A 20,511-nucleotide genomic window follows, 5' to 3' on the forward strand; every position below is an offset into this window, starting at 1 on the left:
ATGAGCACCGCCATGCACGCCGCTGCCGCGCTTCTCGCCGCCGCGCTCGGGTACTTCTCGGGCGCGCTGCCCTGGGGGCTGTGGCTGGGGCTCTGGCTGCGGGGCGTGGATGTGCGCTCGCTCGGCTCCGGCAATCTCGGCGCCACCAACGTCTATCGCAGCCTCGGGCCCGGCATCGGCGTGGCGACGCTGCTGCTCGACGTGGCGAAGGGCGCGTTGCCGGTGCTGCTGGTGCCGCGTGTCCCGTTCGCCGGCGGAACGGCGCTCGGCGCGGCCTTTCCCGGCGGACCCACCTGGTGTGCGATCGTCACCGGGCTCGCCGCCGTCGCCGGACACGTGTGGACCTGCTTCGCCGGCTTTCGCGGCGGCAAGGGCGTGGCGACCACGGCCGGAGTGCTGCTGGCGCTGAGCCCGCTCGCGTTCGCGGCGTTTGTCGTGATCTTCGTTCTCACCGTGGCGGTGAGCCACTACATTTCGCTGGGTTCGATCTTCGGCTCGGTAGCCTTCGCCGTCACGCTCGCGATCGTGGCACCGGGCGGCGTGCGCAGCCCGTTGTTCTTGGTGGGAGCCCTGATCGCATTGCTGGTGATCGCGCGCCATCGCGAGAACATCCAGCGTTTGCGGCGCGGTGAAGAGCGCCGATTCAGTCTTCGCGGAGGAGGCGCGACGTGAGCCGGGTGTGCGTACTGGGCGCGGGCTCGTGGGGAACCACGCTCGCGATTCACCTCGCGCGGCGCGGCCACTCGATCGTCCTGTGGGGCAACGAGGTCGACGAACTGGCCCGCATGGCCCGCGACCGCGAGAACCGGAAGTTTTTGCCTGGCATTCTTCTGCCCGATGGCATTAAGGTTCAGCCGGAACTTGAAGTGGCGCTCGAGGGCGCCGAGTTGACGCTATTCGTGGTGCCGTCGCAGGCGATGCGCGAGGTCGCTTCCCGGGTGGCGCCGATCGACCGGAACAGCCTGTGGGTGAGCGCCGCCAAGGGACTGGAACAGCGGACGCTGCTGCGCATGACCCAGGTGTTGGGGGAGGCGCGGCCGGAGCCCGAGCCGGTGGTGCTGACCGGACCGAGTCATGCGGAGGAGGTGAGTCGCGAGATCCCAACCAGCGTGGTGGCCGCCGCACGCGACGAGGCGCGCGCACAGGTCGTCCAGCAGGCGTTCTCGAGCGCTACCTTCCGCGTCTACACCAATGACGACGTGGTGGGATGCGAGGTGGGCGCGGCGCTCAAGAACGTGATCGCGATCGCCGCGGGAGTCTGCGATGGCGTGGGCTTCGGCGACAACACCAAGGGCGCCCTTCTCACGCGCGGACTGGCCGAGATCGCGCGACTCGGCGTCGCGATGGGCGGCCGGCGGGACACCTTTTTCGGGCTGACCGGCATGGGCGATCTGGTGGCGACGGCGATGAGCCGGCACAGCCGCAATCGGGCGGTCGGCGAGCGGCTGGGCAGGGGTGAGCGACTCGAGCAGGTGCTGGGCAGCATGTGGATGGTGGCGGAAGGGGTTCACACCGCGCGGGCGGCTCGGGATCTCGGCCGCAAGCACGGGATCGAAATGCCGATCGCCGAGCAGGTGTGCGCGCTGCTGTTCGAGGGCCGCTCGCCCAGGGACGCGCTGACCGCGCTCATGACTCGGGATCTGAAGCGGGAATCCTGAGCCCAGAAGGGAGGGAACCGTGACACAGATTCGGTCGGATCACGAGATCGAGAGCAAGCTCTATCGCTCGATCAGCGAAGTGAGCGAGATGCTGGACGTGAAGCCTCATGTCCTGCGCTACTGGGAGACTCAGTTCAGCATGCTGCGCCCGCGAAAGAACCGCGCCGGCAATCGTGTCTACCGTCCCGAGGATCTCAAGGTGTTGTTCCGCATTCGCGAGCTGCTCTACGCGCGGCGCTTCACCATCGAGGGCGCGCGGAAGAAGCTGCTCGAGCAGCGGCGCGAGGATCCTGCCCAGGTCGAGCTGAGCTTCTCCGACGCCGAACGCCGTCTGATCCTGGGCGAAATCAAGCAGGATCTGCAGCAGCTGCTGTCGCGGCTACGAGAGCGGCAGCAGGTGTCGCACTCCTGAATCGGGGAGCGCCGGGCGCGAGGAAGCGACGCCCGAGGCGGTCCGAAGGCCGCTTCGCAGCGAGCAGCTGCGGAGCCACGCGGCGACGGTCGATTCAGGAGTGCGACGGTTGCGCTTGAGAGAGGCCTCGAATAGATTTGCCCTCTCACCGGTCGGGGCGTAGCGCAGCCTGGTAGCGCACCTGCATGGGGGGCAGGTGGTCGCTGGTTCAAATCCAGTCGCCCCGACCATTTCTTTTCGTTTCCGGCCGCGCTCCCGCCGCCAAACTTCCGTTCGATGCTCGATTTGATCGGCTTCCGAAGCGCCGACTGGCTGGTTCAGCGCCTGCCGCTCGGGGCGTCCCGCGGGCTGGCCCGGGTCATGGCCTGGCTCGCCTTCGGGATCGGCGTGCCGGCGCGGCGAAACCTCGAGGCCAATCTGGAACGCCTGCACCCGGCCGCGAGTCGGCGCCATATCCGTCGGCTGGCTCGCGCCGCGTTCGCGAACTTCGCGCTGTCCTTCGTGGACCTGTTGCGCCTCTCGCGGCTGGCCCCTGAGCGTGTGGCGCGCGAAGTCGAGGTCCATGGAGGCCAGCATCTCGAGGCCGCACGTCGCTCCGGGCGCGGTGTGATCGTCCTCTCGGCTCACGTCGGCAACTGGGAGTGGGGCGCGGCATTCCTGAGCGCGCTCGGAGAACGCGTGCGGGTCGCCGCGCGCGAGCAACGCGGCGCGTCGCTCGAGCGCTGGTTTGCGCGGAGCCGCGGTCGGCACGGCATTGCTCGACTGGCCGGCGCGCCGCTCTGGCTGTCGGCGGCCCGGGCGCTGCGGCGGCGCGAGTGGGTGGCATTGATGGGAGACCGTGACGGTGCGCGCGGCTCGGGCTCGATGTGCGCGTGGAGCGCGGCGCTCGCGCGTCGCACCGGAGCGCTGATCCTGCCGGCGGTGATCGTGCGCCGGCCCGAGGGCGGCTACGCCGCCTGCTTCGAACCGCCAATGACGCCGCGAGAATGCGTGGACACCTACCGGGAGGTGGTGCGGAGCGTGCTCGAGCGGCACCCCGGCCAGTGGCTGGGATTCGAGGCCATGCCCGAGGGGCTCGCCTGATGCGGGTGGCCGCGCTGATCCCCGCCTATCAGGCCGCCGCGCACCTGGGCGGCGTCCTGCTGCGGCTCCAGGAGCTGCGCGAGCCACCCGAGATCCTGGTGGTGGACGACGGTTCGCGCGACGCGACCGCCGAGGTGGCGAGACAGCGCGGCGCGCGCGTGCTCTCGTTCGCCGGGAACCGAGGCAAGGGCGCGGCACTGCAGGCGGGATTCGACGCGCTGCGCGAATTCGATGCGGTGGTGACGCTGGACGCCGACGGCCAGCATCCGCCCGAGCGCTTTCCAGCCTTCGTTTCGGCCGCCCTCGACGGTGCCGATCTGGTGCTCGGTGCGCGCGAGCGCACGCCCGACATGCCCGGCAGCCGCCGATTCGCCAACGCCTTCTCGTCCGGATGGGCCACGGCGCTCGCCGGTCAGAGGATTTCGGACAGCCAGTGCGGCTACCGGCTCTATCGCCGCGAAGTGATCGAGCGTACGCCGCGCGGCGCCGGGCGCTATGAATTCGAGACCGCCATCGCCATCCGGGCGGCACGGCTCGGCTTCAAGGTCGCCGAGGTCGAGATTCCCACCGTTTACGGCGAAGCCGAAAGTCATATCCACACGTTCCGCGACGTGCCGCGGATCGTCGGCGTGCTCCTGAGCCTCACCCTCGAGGGGCGGCCGGGCCCGAAGCCTCCAGGTGCCTCGACATGATCATCGTCATCACCAACGACGACGGGGTGTTCGCTCCCGCGCTGCGCGCGCTGCGCACCGCGCTGGCGAAGCTCGGGCGGGTAATCACCGTGGCCCCCGACCGTGACCAGAGCGCGACCTCGCACTCGCTCACGCTTCACCGCCCGTTTCGCATTCACCGTCACGACGTCGATACCTACAGTGTGGATGGCACGCCCACCGATTGCGTGGTGTGCGCCTTCTACGGACTGCTGGAGCAGACACCCGACATGGTGATTTCGGGCATCAACCACGGTCCGAACATGGGAGAGGACGTGTTCTATTCGGGCACCGTGGCGGCCGCGATCGAAGGCACGCTGCAGGGGGCGCCGTCGATCGCGGCGTCGCTGGTGACCCGCGAGCTGACCGACTTCCTCGAGCCGGCCGACTTCGTGGCACGCCTGGCGGGTATCGTCGCCGAGCGTGGACTGCCGAGGCGGCGGCTCCTCAATGTCAACATCCCCCATCTGCCCTGGGACGCCATCGAGGGGGTCCGGGTGACGCGGCTCGGGAGCCGCGTCTACCGCGACACGCTCATCCGCAAGGTGGATCCACGCGGCCGCGATTACTACTGGATCGGCGGCGAGGATCCGGTCTGGGATCCACGCCCGGGCACGGATTTCCAGGCGGTGCACGACGGCTGGGTCTCGGTGACCCCGCTGCGTCTCGACCTGACCGACGAGGGCGCGCTCGAAGACGTGAGAGCGTGGAAGCTCGAGAAGTAGCCGTGACGCCGCGCGCGGAAGCCGAGGGCAACGGCGCCGACGTCTACGCGACCGCCCGCCGGCGCATGGTGGAGGAGCAGCTCGAAGCGCGCGGTATTCGCGATCCGCGCGTGCTGGAAGCGATGGGCTCGGTGCCGCGACACCGGTTCGTCGACGGCGCCTTTCTCTCTCGCGCCTACGGCGATCACGCCCTTCCCACCGCCGAGGGCCAGACCATTTCGCAGCCCTGGATCGTGGCGCGCATGCTCGAACTCGCGCGGCTCGAGCCGCAGCAACGCGTGCTCGAGATCGGCACCGGCAGCGGTTATCAGACCGCGCTGCTCGCGCAGCTGGTCGAGCGCGTGTTCACCGTCGAGCGGGTGGCATCTCTGCTGCGCGCGGCACAGTCGAGGCTCGACGCACTCGGTATCCGCAACGTCGCGTATCGTCACGGCGACGGCAGCATGGGGTGGCAGGAGTTTTCACCCTATGCTAGGGTGCTCGTCACCGCGGCTGCGCCACGAGTTCCCGACGCGCTTCGCGCGCAAGTCGAGGAAGGTGGGTTGGTCGTCATTCCGGTCGGCGGTCCCCGCGTGCAGCACCTCGAAGTGTGGCAGCGGTTGTCCGGCGACCGCTGGTCGCATCAGCGTCACGGTGAGTGCCGGTTCGTGCCCCTGCTCGGGAGAGATGCCTGGCAGGAAGAACCGTGATCGGCGCGGACTTCGTCGGTCGGGGCGTGGCTCAGCCTGGTAGAGCACCTGGTTCGGGACCAGGGGGTCGGAGGTTCAAATCCTCTCGCCCCGACCATTTTCTCCGGCGCGCGGCCGCCGGTTTGGATCGCGTTCCAGCGGGACGTGATCCGCTCGATCGCCGCTCGTTCCAATGCACCGGGTTCACCTCGTGATCCAGGGTCAGGTCCAGGGCGTGGGATTTCGCTATTTCATTCTCCGCCGGGCCGAGTCGCTGCGGGTGAACGGCTGGGTACGCAATCTCGACAGCGGCGAGGTCGAGATCGAGGCTGAAGGCGATCGCGCCGCTCTCGACGCGCTGGTGGCGGCGGCCGGGGTCGGACCCGCGGCCGCTCACGTCACGCGTGTCGAGGCCACCTGGAGCGAATCGCCCGCCCGCCACAGCCGTTTCGCGGCGCGCTAGCAGCCCCCTCTCCATGAACGCTCCCGAGCTGCTGAACTTCCGCGCGCGCCTCGATGGCGCTCTGGCCCTGGCGCGGCGCCGCGGCGCGCTCACGCCCGCCGAGTACGAGGCGCTGCTGCTCGACCCCCTTTTCGACGCCGGTGAGTTCGCGACCTTCCGGGAGTCGTTGCGCGGGGCCGGGCTGGGGCTACCCGACGCGGAAGACGATGGGGAGCCCACCGACGAGGCGCCGGCCGGAAGCGGGCCGCCGCGCGATGTGCTCGATCTCTATCTCGCCGAGATCGGCCGCTTCCGGTTGCTCGAACACGCCGAGCTGCTCGAGCTCGCGGCACGTGCCCGGCGCGGTGATGCCGCGGCGCGGCGGGGGATGATCCTCGCCAACCTGCGCCTGGTGGTTCACATCGCGCGCGCCTACCGAAACCGGGGCCTCGACCTTCAGGACCTGATCGCCGAAGGCAACCTGGGCCTGATCCAGGCCGTGGATCGCTTCGAGCCCGAGCGCGGACTTCGCTTCAGCACTTACGCCGCGATCTGGATCCGCCAGTCGATCCTGCGGGGCGTGGCCGAGCAGAGCCGGGCGGTGCGCATCCCGGTGCAAATGTTCCAGCAAGTCAACCGGTTCGTACGGATCGAGCGCATGCTGCGCGCCCGACTCGCGCGCGAGCCCGGGCTACCGGAGATCGCCGGCGAGCTCAACATCTCCCTGTTGCGGGCCCAGCGCCTGGCCGGGCTGGTCGCCGGCATCCGCTCGCTCGACGAGGGCTCGAGCGCCGAGGCTTTCGATCAGCTCTCGGCGGAATCGCTGGGCGAGCGCCCGTTGTCGGTCGAGGAGGTGGTGGAGCAGCAGCTTCAGAGCGAGCAAGTCGACCGGCTGCTCCGCTCACTCAGCGCTCGCGAGGAACAGATCCTGCGGCTACGCTATGGATTCCTCGACGGGGCGGACCGCACCCTCGCCGAGACCGGCCAGCACTTCGGCATCACCCGCGAGCGCGTGCGTCAGATCGAGGCTCGCGCGCTGGAGAAGCTGCGCCGCGCGATCGAGCTCGAGGAGCTCGATCGATCGAGCGGAGGCGTGGCACATTGACCCGGGAACCGGGAGGCTCGGCCGTGCTCGACCTGACGCGTTTCATTCGCGATGTTCCCGATTTTCCGCGCAAGGGAGTCCTGTTCAAGGACATCACGCCGCTGCTCCTCGATCCCGAGGCGCTGGCGGAATCCATCCGGCGGCTGGCGGCGACCACCGAGCGCCCCGAGGCGGTGGTGGCGATCGAATCGCGCGGATTCGTGTTCGGCACCGGACTGGCTCTGCACTGGGGCGTGCCGCTGATTCCCGCGCGTAAGTTCGGCAAGCTCCCGGGCAAGACCGTGCGCCAGGTCTATTCGCTCGAATACGGCGAAGACGCGCTGGAGATCCATGCCGGCGACCTGAAGGCCGGCCAGCGCGTGGTGGTGGTGGATGACCTGCTCGCCACCGGCGGCACCGCGGCCGCGACCCTCGAGCTGGTGCGTCAGCTCGGCGCCCGCGTTCAGGCCGTCCTCTTCCTGATCGAGTTGCGGGGATTGGGAGGGCGCGGCAAGCTGCAGCCCGTCCCAGTCGAGGCGTTGCTCACGTACGACGTTCAGGAATAGCCGCTGGCGGCGATGGCCGGAGCCCTGGCGTCGCGGCCGCTCAGGAGGATGGCGATGCGTCGGTCCTGGCTTGCTGTCATGCTGATCGCAATGGTCATGGTGCTGGCGGTGGGCGGGGCCTCGCGGGCCGAACCGCATTCGGGGCCCGCCGCAGTCGCGGCCAATCCCGCGCCGCCGCCGCTCGACCAAGGGCTCGGTCACTGGCACTGGACGGTGAGCACCCAGGTGCCGCCGGCGCAGCAGTACTTCGATCAGGGCCTGCGTCTGCTCTATGCCTTCAACCCCGAGGAAGCCGAGAAATCGTTCCGCGAGGCGGCGCGACTCGACCCGCAGTGCGCGATGTGCCGTTGGGGAGTCGCGATCAGCAACGGGAACAACATCAACGTGCCTCGACTGCCGTGGCGCGATTCGACCGAATACGCCGAGACTCAGATCGCGAGGGGACTCGAAGCCCACGCCAATCCGAAGGAACAAGGGCTGATCGAGGCGCTCGCCAGACGCACCAGCATGGTGCCGCCGAGCAGGCCGGAGGACGGCGCAGCGCTCGACAAAGCCTACTCGGATGCGATGCGCGAGCTGGCGAAGCAGTATCCGGATGACGCCGACGTCCAAACGCTGTTCGCCGAATCCCTGATGGACCTCTACCCCTGGCACTTGTGGACGCCCGATCTCAAGCCTTCGCCGGTGACGCCGGAGCTGATCGCCACCCTCGAGGGGGTGCTCAAGAAGACTCCCGACCATCCGGGCGCGAATCACTTCTACATCCACACCATGGAAGCCTCGGCGCACCCCGAGAAGGCGGTGCCGAGCGCCGAGCGCCTCCGGGGCAAGACCCCGAACGCCGGTCATCTCGTCCACATGCCGTCGCACATCTTCGAGCGAGTGGGACGCTACTCCGAAGCGCTCGAAAGCAACCGGCAGGCGGTCAAGGTGGACGAGGCGTACTTCGCCGGCCCGAATCCCGGCATGCTCTACACGCCCTATCTCGCGCACAACCGCCAGTTCATGAGTTACACGGCCATGATTCAGGGGCGCTACGCGGAATCGATCGCCGCCGCGCACGCGGCCGCCGGCACCGTGCCCCTCGAGATGCTCGGGATGATGCCCGGCATGGATTTCTTTTGCGTCACGCCCTACGCGGTGGAAATCAAGTTCGGGCGCTGGGATGAAGCCCTCGCCGAGCCCATGCCGCCGGCGCAGCTGATCTACACCGACGCCTTCTGGCATTTCGCGCGCGCCATGGCCTATGCCGGCAAGGGCGACTTCGCGAAATCGTCGGCGGAGCACGACAGCCTCACCTACCTGCGCGACGCGCTAGCCGAGAACGCCCCGGAGGGGAACAACTCGGCGAGAACGCTGCTCGAAATCGCGCGCCACACTCTCGATGGCTTCGTCGCCCGCTCGAAGCAGGACTGGCCCGCCGCGATCGACGAATTCCAGCAGGCGGTCAAGCTCGAGGACGGACTCAACTACAACGAGCCGCCCGACTGGCTGCTGTTCCCGCGGCACGATCTCGGCACGGCGCTGCTGGCTGCCGGCAGGGCCGCCGAGGCCGAGGCGGTGTTCCGCGCCGACCTCGCGAATCACGTCGAGACCGGCTGGGGACTGCAGGGGCTGGCCTCGGCCCTGCGCGCGCAGAAGAAGAGCGCCGAAGCCGACCGGGTCGCGGCCCGTTTTCAGAAGGCCTGGAATACCGCCGATACCAAGATCACCGCGGCGGCATTCTGATGCCGGCGGCCCGCGCGAGTGCGCGCAAGCCCCGGCCGGCGATCCGTCGCGACCGGCGGCCGGCGCCGCCGCGCACCGAAGTGAGGCGGCTGCTCGACCTGTTCGATCGCGCCTGGTCCGGGCCCGCGTGGCATGGCCCGGCGGTCGAGGAGGCGCTGGCCGGCGTCACGGCCGCAGAGGCCGCCGCGCGCCCGGTGCCACGGGCTCACACCATTGGCGAGCTGGTGCTCCACATGGCCACCTGGAAGCGGGCCGTCGCGAGCCGGCTTCGCGGAGTTCCGTGCGCCCCGTCCGATCGCGAGAACTTTCCGCCCTTCGAGGCCCGCGACTGGAAACGCGCGCGGGCGAGGCTCGCGGCCGAACATCGCTCGCTCCGGGCCGCGATCCTCGAGCTCGAGCCCGCCGGACTCGCGCAGCCGGCCGTGCCCGGGGGATCGCCCCGCTACCTTCAGGCCCACGGGATCGCGCAGCACGATCTGTGGCACGCCGGCCAGATCATGATCCTGCGCCGCGCGCTCGAGCGCTCGCGCCGGGGCTGAACGGGCTCTCGTCCGCGGCCTCGGCCGCGTCGCTCGTCACCTCGCAGCGCGCTCCCGTCGCCCAATCGGCGACACGCGGCGGCAAAGGCCTCACCCTCACCCCATGAAGGAATCTCGACCGGGCTCTCGTCCCCATCGCAGGTGGCGGGCGGCGTCACGCGCGGTCCTGGCCGCGATGCTGGCGGTGGTCGCAACGTCCGCCACCCTTCACGCGGCCGGCTCTCCCCGCGACACCTCGAGCACGCTCCGCGAGCTGGATGATCAGGCTCGCGAATCCGCGCCGCTCTATCGCTCGCGGCTCGCCGGCGATTTCCTGCACGCGGTCTCGCGACTCCCCACAGTCGCGCCCCGCACCGTGCTGTTCGATTCCTCACGAGTCCACTACTGGACTTCGGGGCAGGCCGCGGCTCTGCCGGATTCGCAGCGCGCGAGGCTGATCTCGCGCGAGCTCGGCGAATCGTTCTACTACAACACCCGCTACGGGACGCCGCTCGCGTACGCGCGGCCCCTCGAGCTCCTGGCGAAAGCGGGATTCACCCGCGTGGCCGGCCGCAGGCTCGCGGATTTCGGCTACGGCGGCATCGGTCAGCTTCGATTGCTGGCCACGCTCGGGGCCGAAGTGACCGGGATCGAGGTCGACCCGCTGCTTCGGGCGCTCTATTCGTGGCCCAATGATCAGGGTCAGATCGCGGGAGCGAAGCCGCCCGGATCGCTCTCCCTGGTGAGCGGGCAATGGCCGGCCGCGCCGGAGCTCGTTCGCGAGGTCGGCAACGGATACGATCTCTTCATCAGCAAGAACACGCTCAAGAACGGCTATCTGCATCCCGCCGAGCCGGTGGATCCGCGAAGGCTCGTCCACCTCGGGGTGGAGGACAGCACGTTCGCGGCCGCGCTCTACCGCGTGCTCAGGCCGGGCGGCTGGGCGATGATCTACAACCTGTGCCCGGCGCCGGCGCCGCCCGGCATGCCCTACATCCCGTGGGCGGACGGGCGCTGCCCGTTCTCGCGCGCGATGCTGGAGGCGGCCGGATTCCAGGTGGTGGCGTTCGACGCCGACGACTCGCCGGCCGCGCGCCGCATGGGCCACGCCCTCGGCTGGGACGACCCCGACGGCGCGAAGATGGATCTCGAGCACGACCTCTTCGCCACCTACACGCTGCTTCGAAGGCCGCCGAAACCGTGACCCGCGCCGTTCGCGCCACGTCCCCCCTCGAGCGATCGCGAGGCGAGCCGGACGCGGGGCTGAACGGCGCGGCGGTGAATGCGTGGCGAACGCGCTACTTCAGCAACTGCTCCATCTGATCCATCACCGCGTTCATCTCGCGGATCGCCGCCTGGAACGGGGCCGAGGTGGTCATGTCCACGCCGGCGTCCTTGAGGAGGTCGATCGGGTACTTCGAGGATCCCGACGAGAGCATGCGGAGATAGGCGTCGCGCCGTCTCGTGCCTGGCGGATCGAGCTTCGCCTCGTCTCGAATCCCGTTCGCGATCGCGGTCGATGCCACGACGCTGGTCGCGTACTGGTAGACGTAGAAGTTGTAGAAGAAGTGGGGGATGTAGGCCCACTCGTAGGCGATGACCGGATCCACCTGGCACACGCCCCGGTCGTGGCCGTAGTACTGCCGGACGATGTCGAGGTAGATCTGGCTCATCCGTTCGCCGGTCAGAGACTCGCCGCGCTCCGCCAGCTCGTGGATCTTCAGCTCGAACTCGGCGAACTGGGTCTGGCGAAACAGCGTGCCGCGCAGGCCGTCGAGATAGGTGCCCAGCAGGAACAGGCGCGTGGCCTTGTCCTGGGTGCGGCTCAGCATGTAGTGCAACAGCAGATTCTCGTTGAGCGTCGACGCCACTTCGGCGACGAAGGTGGCGTAGCTGTGCGAGACGTAGGGCTGGTGCGTGTCGGCGAGAAAGGTGTGCATCGAGTGCCCTGACTCGTGCGCCAACGTCGAGACTTCCTCGTAGAGGCCGGTGAAGTTCATGAGCTGATAGGGATGGACGCCGTAGGCGCCGGTGCTGTAGGCGCCCGAAGCCTTCCCGGTGTTCGGCATCCAATCCACCCAGCCCCGGGTGTAGCCGTGGCGCAGGGTGTCGACGTAGGCCTGACCGAGGGGCGCCACCGCTCCGAGCACCAGGTCCATCGCCTGCTGCTGCGTGTAGTGCAGGTCCACGTCCTTCACGATCGGCGCATAGATGTCGGAGTACTTGAGCTGCTTGAGCCCCATCATGCGCTGCCGGAGCTTCAGGTAGCGGTGAAGCGTGGGCAGATTGGCGTGGACGTCGGCGATCAGCTGCTTGTAGACGCGGGTTGGAATGTTGTCGCCGAAGGTCGCGGCCTCGAGACAGCTCGCGTACTTGCGCACGTCCTTGTAGAAGACGTGGGCCTGGACCTCGGCGTTGAGCGCGGCGCCGATCGTCCCCTGAAAGTCGTGGTGGGCGCCCCAGAACGCCTGGAACACCGAATCGCGATCGGCGCGGTTGGGCAGGGCCCGATAGAGCGTATAAGCGGCATCATCGAGCCGCACCGATTCCCCGGTCGAGAGCTTGATCGTGGGGTAGGGCATCTCGGCGTTCTTGAACACGTCCCGGATGTCCTGGCCCTGGTTCGACATCGCGCCGGCTTTGGCAATGATCGCTTCCTCGGGCGCGCTCAGGGTGTGCGGCGCGGCGCGCAGGATGTTCTCCAGATACTGCCGGTAGGGCTTGAGCCGCGCGTCGGAGCCGATGAAGCCGCGGATCCTGCCGGCACCGATCGCCAGCAGCTCGGGGTTCATGTACGAGGAAGCGGCGCCGAACTTCACATTGAGCTGCTCGGCGGTCTGCTTCATGGCCCCATGGCGGGCAATGCGCTGATCCTCGTCGTTGATCTGGCTCGCATACGTCGAGAGCCGCTCGAGGTCGCGGTTGAGGTCCATCTGGTAGCTGAGCGCGAGATAGAGACTTTCCGCCGAGGCTCCCAGGTGCCCGTGGAATTTCTCCATGCCCGGAATGCGCTTTTCGATCGCGGTCCGCGCCGACTGCCATGCGGCTTCCGAGGGATAGAGGGCGGTGAGGTCCCACTTGTACTGATGGGCGACCTGCGAGCGCTCGACGGCGAACGCCCGCGGCGCCGCGACCAGCAGCGCCGTGGCGGCGAGCGCGAGGAACGGGATTCGGGCGGACATGGCGGATCTCCGGTGACGAGTCGCGGCCGCGGAGGGCAGCCGCTCGAAGCCGGGCATGCTAGCACTCGACCCCGGGCGGGGAGGGCGCGCGGCGCGGCCCATCGCACCGGCGTCGGGATTCGGCTCCCGAGCGGGCGCCTGGCCGTCCAGGTGCGGTCAGGCGATGCCGGTGTGCCCGAACCCGCCGGTGCCGCGCGAGCTCGGTGTCAGCTCGTCGACTTCCTGCCAGCTCACGCGCGGCACTCGCGCGAGCACCATCTGGGCGATCCGCATGCCTCGCTCAATCACCATCGGCTCGCCGCCGTGATGGATCAGGGCGATCACGACCTCGCCGCGGTAGTCGGAGTCGATGGTGGCGGGACTGTTGGCCAGCGTGAGTCCGAGTCGCGAAGCCAGGCCGGAGCGGGGCCGGATCTGCATCTCGAAGCCCGCGGGCACCTCGAGCGCGAAGCCGGTTGGAATCCGGGCGATCGCGCCGGGCTCGATCGTGACCGGCTGGTCGACCGCCGCGCGCACGTCGAGACCGGCGGCGCCGCTGGTCTCGTACGCCGGAAGCGGCAGATCGCGGGCGTGCGGCAGCCGCTGGATCAGGACCTCGAGTCGCTCCATGGAGTCCCTTCCCGGGTTCACGATTGGGGCAGATGTCCCTCGGCCGCACTTTCGATGACCTGGGCCTCGATGCGCAAGGTCAAAGGGCGGCCGCATTCGGGACAGCGGAAAGGAATCTCCGGCCGGGCGCTCTGGCGCAGCGGATATTCGATGGGTTTTGTGCATCCGGGGCAGACTCCCGTGAGCCTGCGAGCCGTGGCGTGCTCCATCCAGCGAGCCCGCGCCACGAACGGTCCCGCCAGCAGCAGAGCGGGCACCAGAATGAAGTGGAGCACCGGCAGGAACACCGCGACGATCGCGAGGCCCCAGCACTGGCCGAGCCCGATCAGGGTGCGGGCGACCCGCTGCGGGCGCGGTCGCGGAATCAGCTCGACCCGGGCGGTGGTGTCGGGCTTGCCGGGATAGACCAGGCGCGCGGAGACGAGGACCGTCGAATCGGGGGTGTGGGCGGGGCTCATGGGATGACCGGGCCAGCGGTGTCTGACGCTGGATCAGTTCGCCGCCGCCTCCCCGCACTCTAGTCGATTCTCTGAGCTCGCGCAGGTCGGCGGCGGCCGCCTCGCCGCTGAACGGGGTCTTGACAGCGAGCCCCGGGCGAACGATATTGTTCCTGACTGGGCGCTCGGCATCGCGCCACCGGGATGTTCCTTCCTCGATGCCTCGTTCCGAACGACGAATCCTCTCTCTGCGCGGCGGAGTCTCCGAAGACTTGGCCATGCCCCGCGCCACCTTGTTTCGCTCCGTGATCCGACCGACCGGGTCTGCAGGGAGCCATGAGAAGATTCGAAAGACGAATCGCAGCTCCGGGAATCGCGATGCTGCTCGCGGTCCTGGTCACGCCGCTCGCGACTTTGGCCGCCGATCTTCCCCGAAAGCCGTATCTCGAGGGTATTCCCGGAGAAATGGAGGATCTGAACCGCGCTTACTCCGAATCGTTCCTCCACTCCCTGAAAGGGCCGGCGCAGCCCAGCGCCTTGCCCGACGTCTTCGGCCCCGGTTCAGTGCTCAAGGCCGGGAACCTGGTGATGAAGGTCACCAACGTCGGGATCCTGGGGAATCCATTCACCACCTCGAGCGATCCGGCGGGTCAGTGGCCGGGCCAGTCCCAGATCCAGTACCTGAATGCCGTCGCCCTCGCCGTGGGCGGCGTCGAAATCGTGAACGGGCAATTGATCCGGCGCGTCACCTACTCCACCGAATGGCGCCCGCCTTCGCTCGACGCCGAAGACAAGATGTACTCCGCCTACGAGGGCATCGTGGGCGGCAATCGCTATCAGGATGACGATAGCGACGGCCAGGTCGACGAGGACTTCCTCGACGGCCGCGACAACGATGGCGATGGGCGGATCGACGAGGACTTCAACGCGCTCGGCCAGCAGGAGTATTCCTGCGCCATGACCGACTTCTCTCTGCAGTCCGTGACCGCCAACGTTCGCGAGCAGCACGCGCCGCTCGGCCTGAGGGTGGAACAGAGGGCCTGGGCGTACTCACTGACCTCCCCGAACCTCACCAACTTCGACGTCGTGGAGTACAAGATCATCAATGTCTCGGGGAACATGATCGACAGCCTGTACGTCGGTTGGCTGGTGGATTTCGATTCCGGCCCGGTCGATGCCTCGAACTTCTTCCTCGACGACATGGATGCCCCCGCCTATCCGCAGGGCGCGTTCATGTACGATTGGACGCAGGGCGGGCAGGTGCGCGACAACCGGAGCCAGTTCCCGCACGCGCCCGGACTCGCGGTCTCGGACGACTCCGCCCTGTGTAGCCGGCAAACCCTCCGCGTCAACGGATTTTCCATCGCCGACGACAACGGCGACGACAACAAGACGGTCGGCGTGCCCTCGTTCCTCCTGTTCGGCTACACCGTCGATCCGCTCGGCATCCTCGGACCCCGGCGGGTTCAGTTCCGCGCGTTCCGTTCCTTCACGGCCGGCACTCCCTACGGTCAGGGCGGCAGCCCGACCATCGATCAGCAGCGCTTCGAATTCATGTCGAGCACGGAAAACGTGGAGACCAATCCCACGGATCCGCACGACGGCTTCATCACCGCACCCGACAACGACCAGAAGGGCGACCAGCAACAGTGGTGCTCGGTGGGGCCCTGGCTCAAGGTGAAGAACGGCCAGTCGATCACCGTCACGATCGGGATCGCGGTGGACCGGGGCTCCATTCAACTGGCGCGGGCCTACCGCAACGCCTACGACGGCTATCTCAACGCGCGCGACGCCGATCGCGGACAGCTCGGCAAGACCCTGCTCGACGAGTTCCCTTCGCTGAACACGGCGTTCACGGCGCAGCTCGCCTACGAAGGGATCTGGGAGCACAACGCCGCATTCCCCGAGCCCGACTTCCACGGACGCGAAACCGCCGTCCGCGCCGATCCGGGGCAGTTGTTTCAAATGTCGGAGGATTGCGAGGAATTCCAGCGCACCGTGCTGGTCACCGACCGCCAGTACTACTGGTTCGATTTCGACTGCGACTACTGCACCGGAGTCTGGGACTACCTGATCGGCTCCGCCAACCCCGGCGACCCGAGCGTCGGGGGGACGATCCACAAGTTCTGGAACTCCTCGGCGCCGCCTCCGAGCCCGATCAGCGACGCCTCGATCACCTACAACTACTCGGAGAACCCGAGTCGGACCGTGGTTCCCGGGGGCGACAATCGAGCCACGATCGCCTGGGACAACCTCTCCGAGATCACACCCGATCCTGCTCCACCCAACCTGTTCGACTTCCGCGGCTACAAGATCTGGAAGGTCGCGAACTGGACGCGCCCCGTCGGTTCGCCCGGCCCGGCCGAGGACGAATGGTCGCTGGTGGGCGAGTTCCGCTGGTTCAACTACTACGACACCAACGGTGCTCCCATCGACAGCAACTCGGTGCGCGTCCCGGATCCCGCCCACCCGGGCCAGTTCATCGTCAAGTGTCCCGAAGTGTTCGTCCCGGCCATCGGGGCCAGCCGGGAGATCTGCCTCAAGCGCGGCGATCTCTGGAATCAGCAGACCGGCGAGGTCATTCATCCCGACACGTCGCTCAAGTGCAACCCGCTCTCGAGCGGCGGCTGCGAGTCGAAGACTTCGTGCATCATTCCACCCGGGCACACCGACTGCATCCAGGTGACCCGCGATCGCTATCCGGTCGGTCGTTACAAATTCGTCGACACCAGCGTGAAGAATGGCTTCATCTATTTCTACTCGGTGACGGCCTTCGACTCGACCAACGCCGGCCAGGCCGAGAGCCGGCGCAGCGCGGTCGAGGCCGAAGGGATCGTTCCCCAGTCCGGGACCAAGACCGGCAAGAACGTCTGGGTGGTGCCGAATCCGTACCGCGGCTACGCGTCGATTCAGCAGCGCTCGTCATCTTGGGACCTGACGCCGAACGCGACCGATCCCACCGGCACGCACATCGACTTCTTCGGGATGCCGCCGGGGAAGTGGACGCTGCGCATCTATACGGTGGCCGGAGATCTGGTGCAGACCATTCATTCGGACGACCCGGTCAACGACTCGATCCGCGGACCGGTCACCGTGGGCAATACCACCTACCACGGCTACAACAAGCAGCAGGACAATCCCGACGACGGTCAGGCGCGCTGGAACCTGATCTCGCGCAACGGGCAGGACGTGGTGAGCGGGATCTACCTGTTCACGGTCAACTCGGATCAGGGGATTCAGCGAGGCAAGTTCGTCATCATTCGCTAGACCGCGGCCGGGAAGCTCGGCGGGTCGGCCCTGCAACAGGCCGCGCCGCCCCTCCGGGCCCGGCAGTCCTAGCCGATCGGTTCCGGCGCCGCAGCCGCGGTCTCGCCGGCTCTCGCCCTGGGCCATAGCGCCAGCACGATCCCAAATGCCACGAGGCCGGCGATGCCGCAGGCCGCCTCGAAGTGCAGCATGCCGGCCGGGCCCCAGCGCTGGTGCGCCCAGCCGTCCATGTTGGTCATGTAGTAGATCGGCATGTTGGAGAGCGACGCGTAGAGGTTGTACTTGGTCGCCGCGGCACCGAGTCCCATGGCCTCGAGCACGAACGCCGAGAAGCCGGCGTAGGTGAGGCCGGTGATGAACGCGTAGATCAGCGTGAACAGGACGTAGGTCGCTTCGGTTCGCGGCGCGAGCGCCATGGCCGAGGCGCACACGGCCTGCAGCACCCCGAAGGCGGCGTAGGCGGTCTTGCGGTTCATTCGGTCGCAGATCAGCCCGCCGGCGACGCAGCCTACCGCCGAGACGATTCCGCCCAGCACGCCCGTCACCATCGCCACGGTGTTGGCCGAGGCCCTCCAGTCCGAGGCCACCGCGCTCCACAGGTTGGAGGCCGCTCCCGAACCGATCGGGAGGAAGCAGAGGATCAGGGCCAGCGCGCCCATGCGCGAGCGCGAGACGTTCCACACATCCTTCCCGACGTGGAGCAGGCTGACGCGTAGATCGGCATGGCGATGAGCGGACTCGGGCTCCTCCACCAGTCGAAGCGCGAACATGCAGGCCACGCACGCGCCGGCCACGATCGCCGCCGCGATCCACGAGGAAGCGAGATGCTGGGCGAGCCAAAGGCCGGCCCCGCCGCCGATGCCCTGGCCGCCGAGGTTGCCGGCCTGGAACCAGCCGCCGGCGCGGCCCTTGAGATTCTCGGGCGTGCCGTACGCCATCAGGCTCTCGACCGACATGCCGAGGAAGGTGACGGCGACGTTCGAGGTGAAAACTACCGCCGAAAGGAGGGCGAGCCCGGCGGCGTCGGGCCTGATCGCCCCGGTGGCACAAATGCCCGCGGCGCTCAGGAGCGAGGCGATCACGTACCAGCGCTTACGGGTCAGCGTGGTGTCGGCGATCGGCGCCCAGACGAACTTCCAGGTGTGGGGAAGGAGCCCGAGGGCGATCAGGGCGGCGGTGCGATCCACGGGAACGCCGGCCTGGGTGAGCGTGAAGCCCACCGCGACGCTCACGAATCCGAAGATCGCTCCGAAGGGAACGATCAGGATCATGAACACCCACGGATGGACGTGACGCTGCGACATTCCGCGGACTCTAGCGGATTCTGCGTTCCCGTCACCCATTTTGCGACTTCTCGACACCCCGATTCCTGGTTGTGCAACGCGGTGCACTCCCGCGTTCCGGGTTGTCCCGGCGCGGACAGGCACGTCGTGCGAGTGCGGCTCGCGCGTTCCAACCTGCGTCGAATGGCGGGGCGAAGCCGGCACTCCCTGTGCATCGCATCCGGGTGGATCCCAAGGGATCGGGTTTCGAACTCCACCGCATTCGCGACAAGGAGTCGCAAAGGAGGACGCCATGAACTCCCGAAAGCATTCTCGCGCGACGGCGCTGCGCTTCGGCTTCGCCGCGCTCGCCGGAGCCGCGCTACTGGCCGTGGCCGGTTGCACCAACGCCCAGCTCACCGACGTCTACCAGGACCCGGACTTCCGAGGGCCCGGGCTGCGCTCGGTCCTGGTGGTGTCGCAGCGGAAGGATGACGTGCAGCGCCGGCTGTGGGAGGACGAAGTCACCGGAGCTCTGCGCCAGCAGGGAGTGCTGGCGATCTCGTCCTACACCGTTTATCCCAACGGCATGCCGAGCCAGAACGATCTGAGCGCAGCGGTGGCCGAGCAGCACCTCGATGGCGCCGTGATCATTCGCCCGCTCAAGGCTTCGGCCGAAACTCACTGGATGCCCGGGTGGACCTCGATCCGTCCGGTGGATGCGTACAATCCATGGTCCGGCCGCGACGTGATCGTTTATCGCGATCGCTATCACCCCGGCTATCACTACATCGATCGCGTGGTGCGCCAGCAGGTCACGGTGTGGACCTCCGGCAAGGACGGCCGGATGATCTGGGCCGGCACTGTCGAGGTCGAGAACCCGGGCAACGCGGACCAGTTCCGCCACGATCTGGCCTCGAGCGTCGCGCCGCAGCTGAGGAAGTTCGGGGTGCTGGCCTAGGCTTCAGCCGCCACCGTGGCCCGCGCGAACTCCAGCGCCGTGCGGTGATAGACGCGCGCGCACTCGGTGATCGAGGCGAGGCTCACCCACTCGTCGTCCTCGTGCGCACCGGCGCCGCGCGGGCCGTAGTTGACGGTGGGGATGCCGGCGGCCGCGAACACCGCGGCGTCCATCCAGTAAGAGACCCCGGCGTCGGAGGGGATCATGCCTCGTTCGGCGCGCGACGCCTCGCGCACACAGCGCGCGATCTTCGAATCGGAGGGACACTCGAGCGCCGGACGCGCCAGCGTGATCTCGACTTCGGCCTCCGGGTCGGCGGCGCGGACCGTGTCGCGAAGCTCGGCGATCACCGCGTGCTCGCGCTCGGAAGGGAGCGTCCGCCGTTCGACGCGGATTTCGCAGCTCGGCGCGTAGGTCGAGATGCCGACGCCGCCCGCGATCTGGCCGCAGTGGAGCGAGGCGGGCCCGACCAGGGGGGCGATCCGAGTTCTCAGCACCTGGCGATCGAGTCGATCGAGGGCCTCGACCACGCGCGCCGCCCGGGCGATCGCGCTCACGCCGAGATCCCAGCGGCTGCCGTGCGCGGCGCGACCCCGGCACGTGACCTTCGCCCACACGAATCCCTTGTGCGCGAGCACCAGTTGGTGATCGCTGGCTTCGGTCAGCACGCACGCCGAGGCGGTGTGGCGCTTCACGAAGTCATAGGCGCCGAGGCTCGCGTACTCCTCGTCGGCGACCAGCGCCAGCATGACGTGGCCCTCGAAGCGCTCCGTGGCCAGCGCCGCCGCCGCGCACATGATCGCGGCCGCGGCGCCCTTCATGTCGAAGGTGCCGCGGCCGTGCAGCTCGTCGCCCCGGCGCGACATCGCGAACGGGGGGATCGTCATCCCGGTGACCCCGACCGTGTCGATGTGGGCGCACAGCACCAGCCCCGGGCGCGCGGCGTTGCCGAGCTCGGCGATCACGTTGGGCCGGCCGGGCGCCGCCGCCTCGAGCCAGGCGCGCACGCCGCGCGGCTCGAGCCAGCCCCGCGCGAACTCCGCCACCGCGGATTCACCGGTGTCCTCGCCCTCCACCAGCGACGGGTTCATCGAGGGAATCGCGACCAGCTCGCGGGTCAGAGCTTCGAGCGCCGGAGGTTCCAGGTAGTCTGAGCGCGACATCGTTCGGCTCCGCGGGGAAGTGTTAGCCTGCGATCG

20 protein-coding genes and 2 tRNA genes are annotated in these 20,511 nt (G+C 68.4%); 17 read left to right on the forward strand and 5 right to left on the reverse strand.

Translation table 11 applies throughout. The annotated features are described in order from the left end of the window. The 15 genes from plsY (at window position 1) to VMJ70_00435 (ending at window position 10,798) form a co-directional block, all read left to right on the forward strand. The gene (plsY, locus tag VMJ70_00365; protein HTO89557.1) at window positions 1–672 is read left to right on the forward strand and encodes a glycerol-3-phosphate 1-O-acyltransferase PlsY; all 672 of its coding nucleotides are present in this window, start codon (window positions 1–3) and stop codon (window positions 670–672) included. Continuing rightward, complete coding sequence (locus tag VMJ70_00370) at window positions 669–1,658, forward strand: NAD(P)H-dependent glycerol-3-phosphate dehydrogenase (protein ID HTO89558.1); 990 nt, start codon at window positions 669–671, stop codon at window positions 1,656–1,658. The genes plsY and VMJ70_00370 overlap by 4 nt, the downstream gene beginning before the upstream one ends. Before the next feature lie 19 nt (window positions 1,659–1,677). After that, window positions 1,678–2,070, forward strand: coding sequence for a MerR family transcriptional regulator (locus VMJ70_00375; protein ID HTO89559.1), 393 nt, complete (start codon window positions 1,678–1,680; stop codon window positions 2,068–2,070). Between the two features lie 153 nt (window positions 2,071–2,223). Next, window positions 2,224–2,300: transfer RNA gene (locus tag VMJ70_00380), tRNA-Pro, on the forward strand. A 55-nt stretch (window positions 2,301–2,355) separates the two neighbouring features. Next, window positions 2,356–3,153: a hypothetical protein gene (locus VMJ70_00385; GenBank protein ID HTO89560.1), complete on the forward strand. Its 798-nt coding sequence runs from the start codon at window positions 2,356–2,358 to the stop codon at window positions 3,151–3,153. Then, window positions 3,153–3,845, forward strand: coding sequence for a glycosyltransferase family 2 protein (locus tag VMJ70_00390; protein ID HTO89561.1), 693 nt, complete (start codon window positions 3,153–3,155; stop codon window positions 3,843–3,845). The genes VMJ70_00385 and VMJ70_00390 overlap by 1 nt, the downstream gene beginning before the upstream one ends. After that, on the forward strand, window positions 3,842–4,588 hold the full coding sequence (gene surE / locus VMJ70_00395; GenBank protein HTO89562.1) for a 5'/3'-nucleotidase SurE: 747 nt from the start codon (window positions 3,842–3,844) through the stop codon (window positions 4,586–4,588). The genes VMJ70_00390 and surE overlap by 4 nt, the downstream gene beginning before the upstream one ends. 2 nt (window positions 4,589–4,590) lie before the next feature. After that, the gene (locus VMJ70_00400) at window positions 4,591–5,277 is read left to right on the forward strand and encodes a protein-L-isoaspartate(D-aspartate) O-methyltransferase (GenBank protein HTO89563.1); all 687 of its coding nucleotides are present in this window, start codon (window positions 4,591–4,593) and stop codon (window positions 5,275–5,277) included. 20 nt (window positions 5,278–5,297) lie between these two features. After that, window positions 5,298–5,374 (forward strand) — tRNA-Pro (locus VMJ70_00405). A gap of 75 nt (window positions 5,375–5,449) precedes the next feature. Continuing rightward, window positions 5,450–5,719: an acylphosphatase gene (locus VMJ70_00410; protein ID HTO89564.1), complete on the forward strand. Its 270-nt coding sequence runs from the start codon at window positions 5,450–5,452 to the stop codon at window positions 5,717–5,719. A gap of 13 nt (window positions 5,720–5,732) precedes the next feature. Next, a complete protein-coding gene (locus tag VMJ70_00415; protein ID HTO89565.1) occupies window positions 5,733–6,803 on the forward strand; it encodes an RNA polymerase sigma factor RpoD/SigA in 1,071 nt (356 codons plus the stop codon). A gap of 23 nt (window positions 6,804–6,826) precedes the next feature. Further along, window positions 6,827–7,348, forward strand: a complete 522-nt coding sequence (locus VMJ70_00420) for an adenine phosphoribosyltransferase (GenBank protein ID HTO89566.1) — start codon at window positions 6,827–6,829, stop codon at window positions 7,346–7,348. A 54-nt stretch (window positions 7,349–7,402) separates the two neighbouring features. Then, complete coding sequence (locus VMJ70_00425) at window positions 7,403–9,076, forward strand: hypothetical protein (protein ID HTO89567.1); 1,674 nt, start codon at window positions 7,403–7,405, stop codon at window positions 9,074–9,076. Next, window positions 9,076–9,615, forward strand: coding sequence for a DinB family protein (locus tag VMJ70_00430; protein HTO89568.1), 540 nt, complete (start codon window positions 9,076–9,078; stop codon window positions 9,613–9,615). Before VMJ70_00425 ends, VMJ70_00430 begins: the two co-directional genes overlap by 1 nt. A gap of 184 nt (window positions 9,616–9,799) precedes the next feature. Then, entirely contained in the window at window positions 9,800–10,798 is a 999-nt protein-coding gene (locus VMJ70_00435) for a hypothetical protein (protein HTO89569.1), read from the forward strand. 94 nt (window positions 10,799–10,892) lie between these two features. On the opposite strand, the gene pepF is transcribed toward VMJ70_00435, so the two are convergent. The 3 genes from pepF to VMJ70_00450 form a co-directional block, all read right to left on the reverse strand. Continuing rightward, a complete protein-coding gene (gene pepF / locus VMJ70_00440) occupies window positions 10,893–12,776 on the reverse strand; it encodes an oligoendopeptidase F (GenBank protein ID HTO89570.1) in 1,884 nt (627 codons plus the stop codon). A 156-nt stretch (window positions 12,777–12,932) separates the two neighbouring features. Beyond that, window positions 12,933–13,385, reverse strand: coding sequence for a dUTP diphosphatase (gene dut, locus VMJ70_00445; protein HTO89571.1), 453 nt, complete (start codon window positions 13,383–13,385; stop codon window positions 12,933–12,935). A gap of 17 nt (window positions 13,386–13,402) precedes the next feature. Beyond that, the gene (locus tag VMJ70_00450; GenBank protein HTO89572.1) at window positions 13,403–13,843 is read right to left on the reverse strand and encodes a hypothetical protein; all 441 of its coding nucleotides are present in this window, start codon (window positions 13,841–13,843) and stop codon (window positions 13,403–13,405) included. A 357-nt stretch (window positions 13,844–14,200) separates the two neighbouring features. Between VMJ70_00450 and VMJ70_00455 the strand changes: the two genes are divergently transcribed. Continuing rightward, the gene (locus VMJ70_00455; GenBank protein HTO89573.1) at window positions 14,201–17,089 is read left to right on the forward strand and encodes a hypothetical protein; all 2,889 of its coding nucleotides are present in this window, start codon (window positions 14,201–14,203) and stop codon (window positions 17,087–17,089) included. A 68-nt stretch (window positions 17,090–17,157) separates the two neighbouring features. Here VMJ70_00455 and VMJ70_00460 read toward each other — a convergent pair whose 3' ends face one another. Next, the gene (locus VMJ70_00460; protein HTO89574.1) at window positions 17,158–18,393 is read right to left on the reverse strand and encodes an MFS transporter; all 1,236 of its coding nucleotides are present in this window, start codon (window positions 18,391–18,393) and stop codon (window positions 17,158–17,160) included. A gap of 271 nt (window positions 18,394–18,664) precedes the next feature. Between VMJ70_00460 and VMJ70_00465 the strand changes: the two genes are divergently transcribed. After that, window positions 18,665–19,312, forward strand: a complete 648-nt coding sequence (locus tag VMJ70_00465) for a hypothetical protein (protein ID HTO89575.1) — start codon at window positions 18,665–18,667, stop codon at window positions 19,310–19,312. On the opposite strand, the gene VMJ70_00470 is transcribed toward VMJ70_00465, so the two are convergent. Next, complete coding sequence (locus tag VMJ70_00470) at window positions 19,309–20,475, reverse strand: M20/M25/M40 family metallo-hydrolase (protein HTO89576.1); 1,167 nt, start codon at window positions 20,473–20,475, stop codon at window positions 19,309–19,311. The genes VMJ70_00465 and VMJ70_00470 overlap by 4 nt on opposite strands. Window positions 20,476–20,511: the final 36 nt, after the last annotated feature.

It is taken from the genome of Candidatus Sulfotelmatobacter sp., from assembly GCA_035498555.1.
Taxonomy (GTDB): domain Bacteria; phylum Eisenbacteria; class RBG-16-71-46; order RBG-16-71-46; family RBG-16-71-46; genus DATKAB01.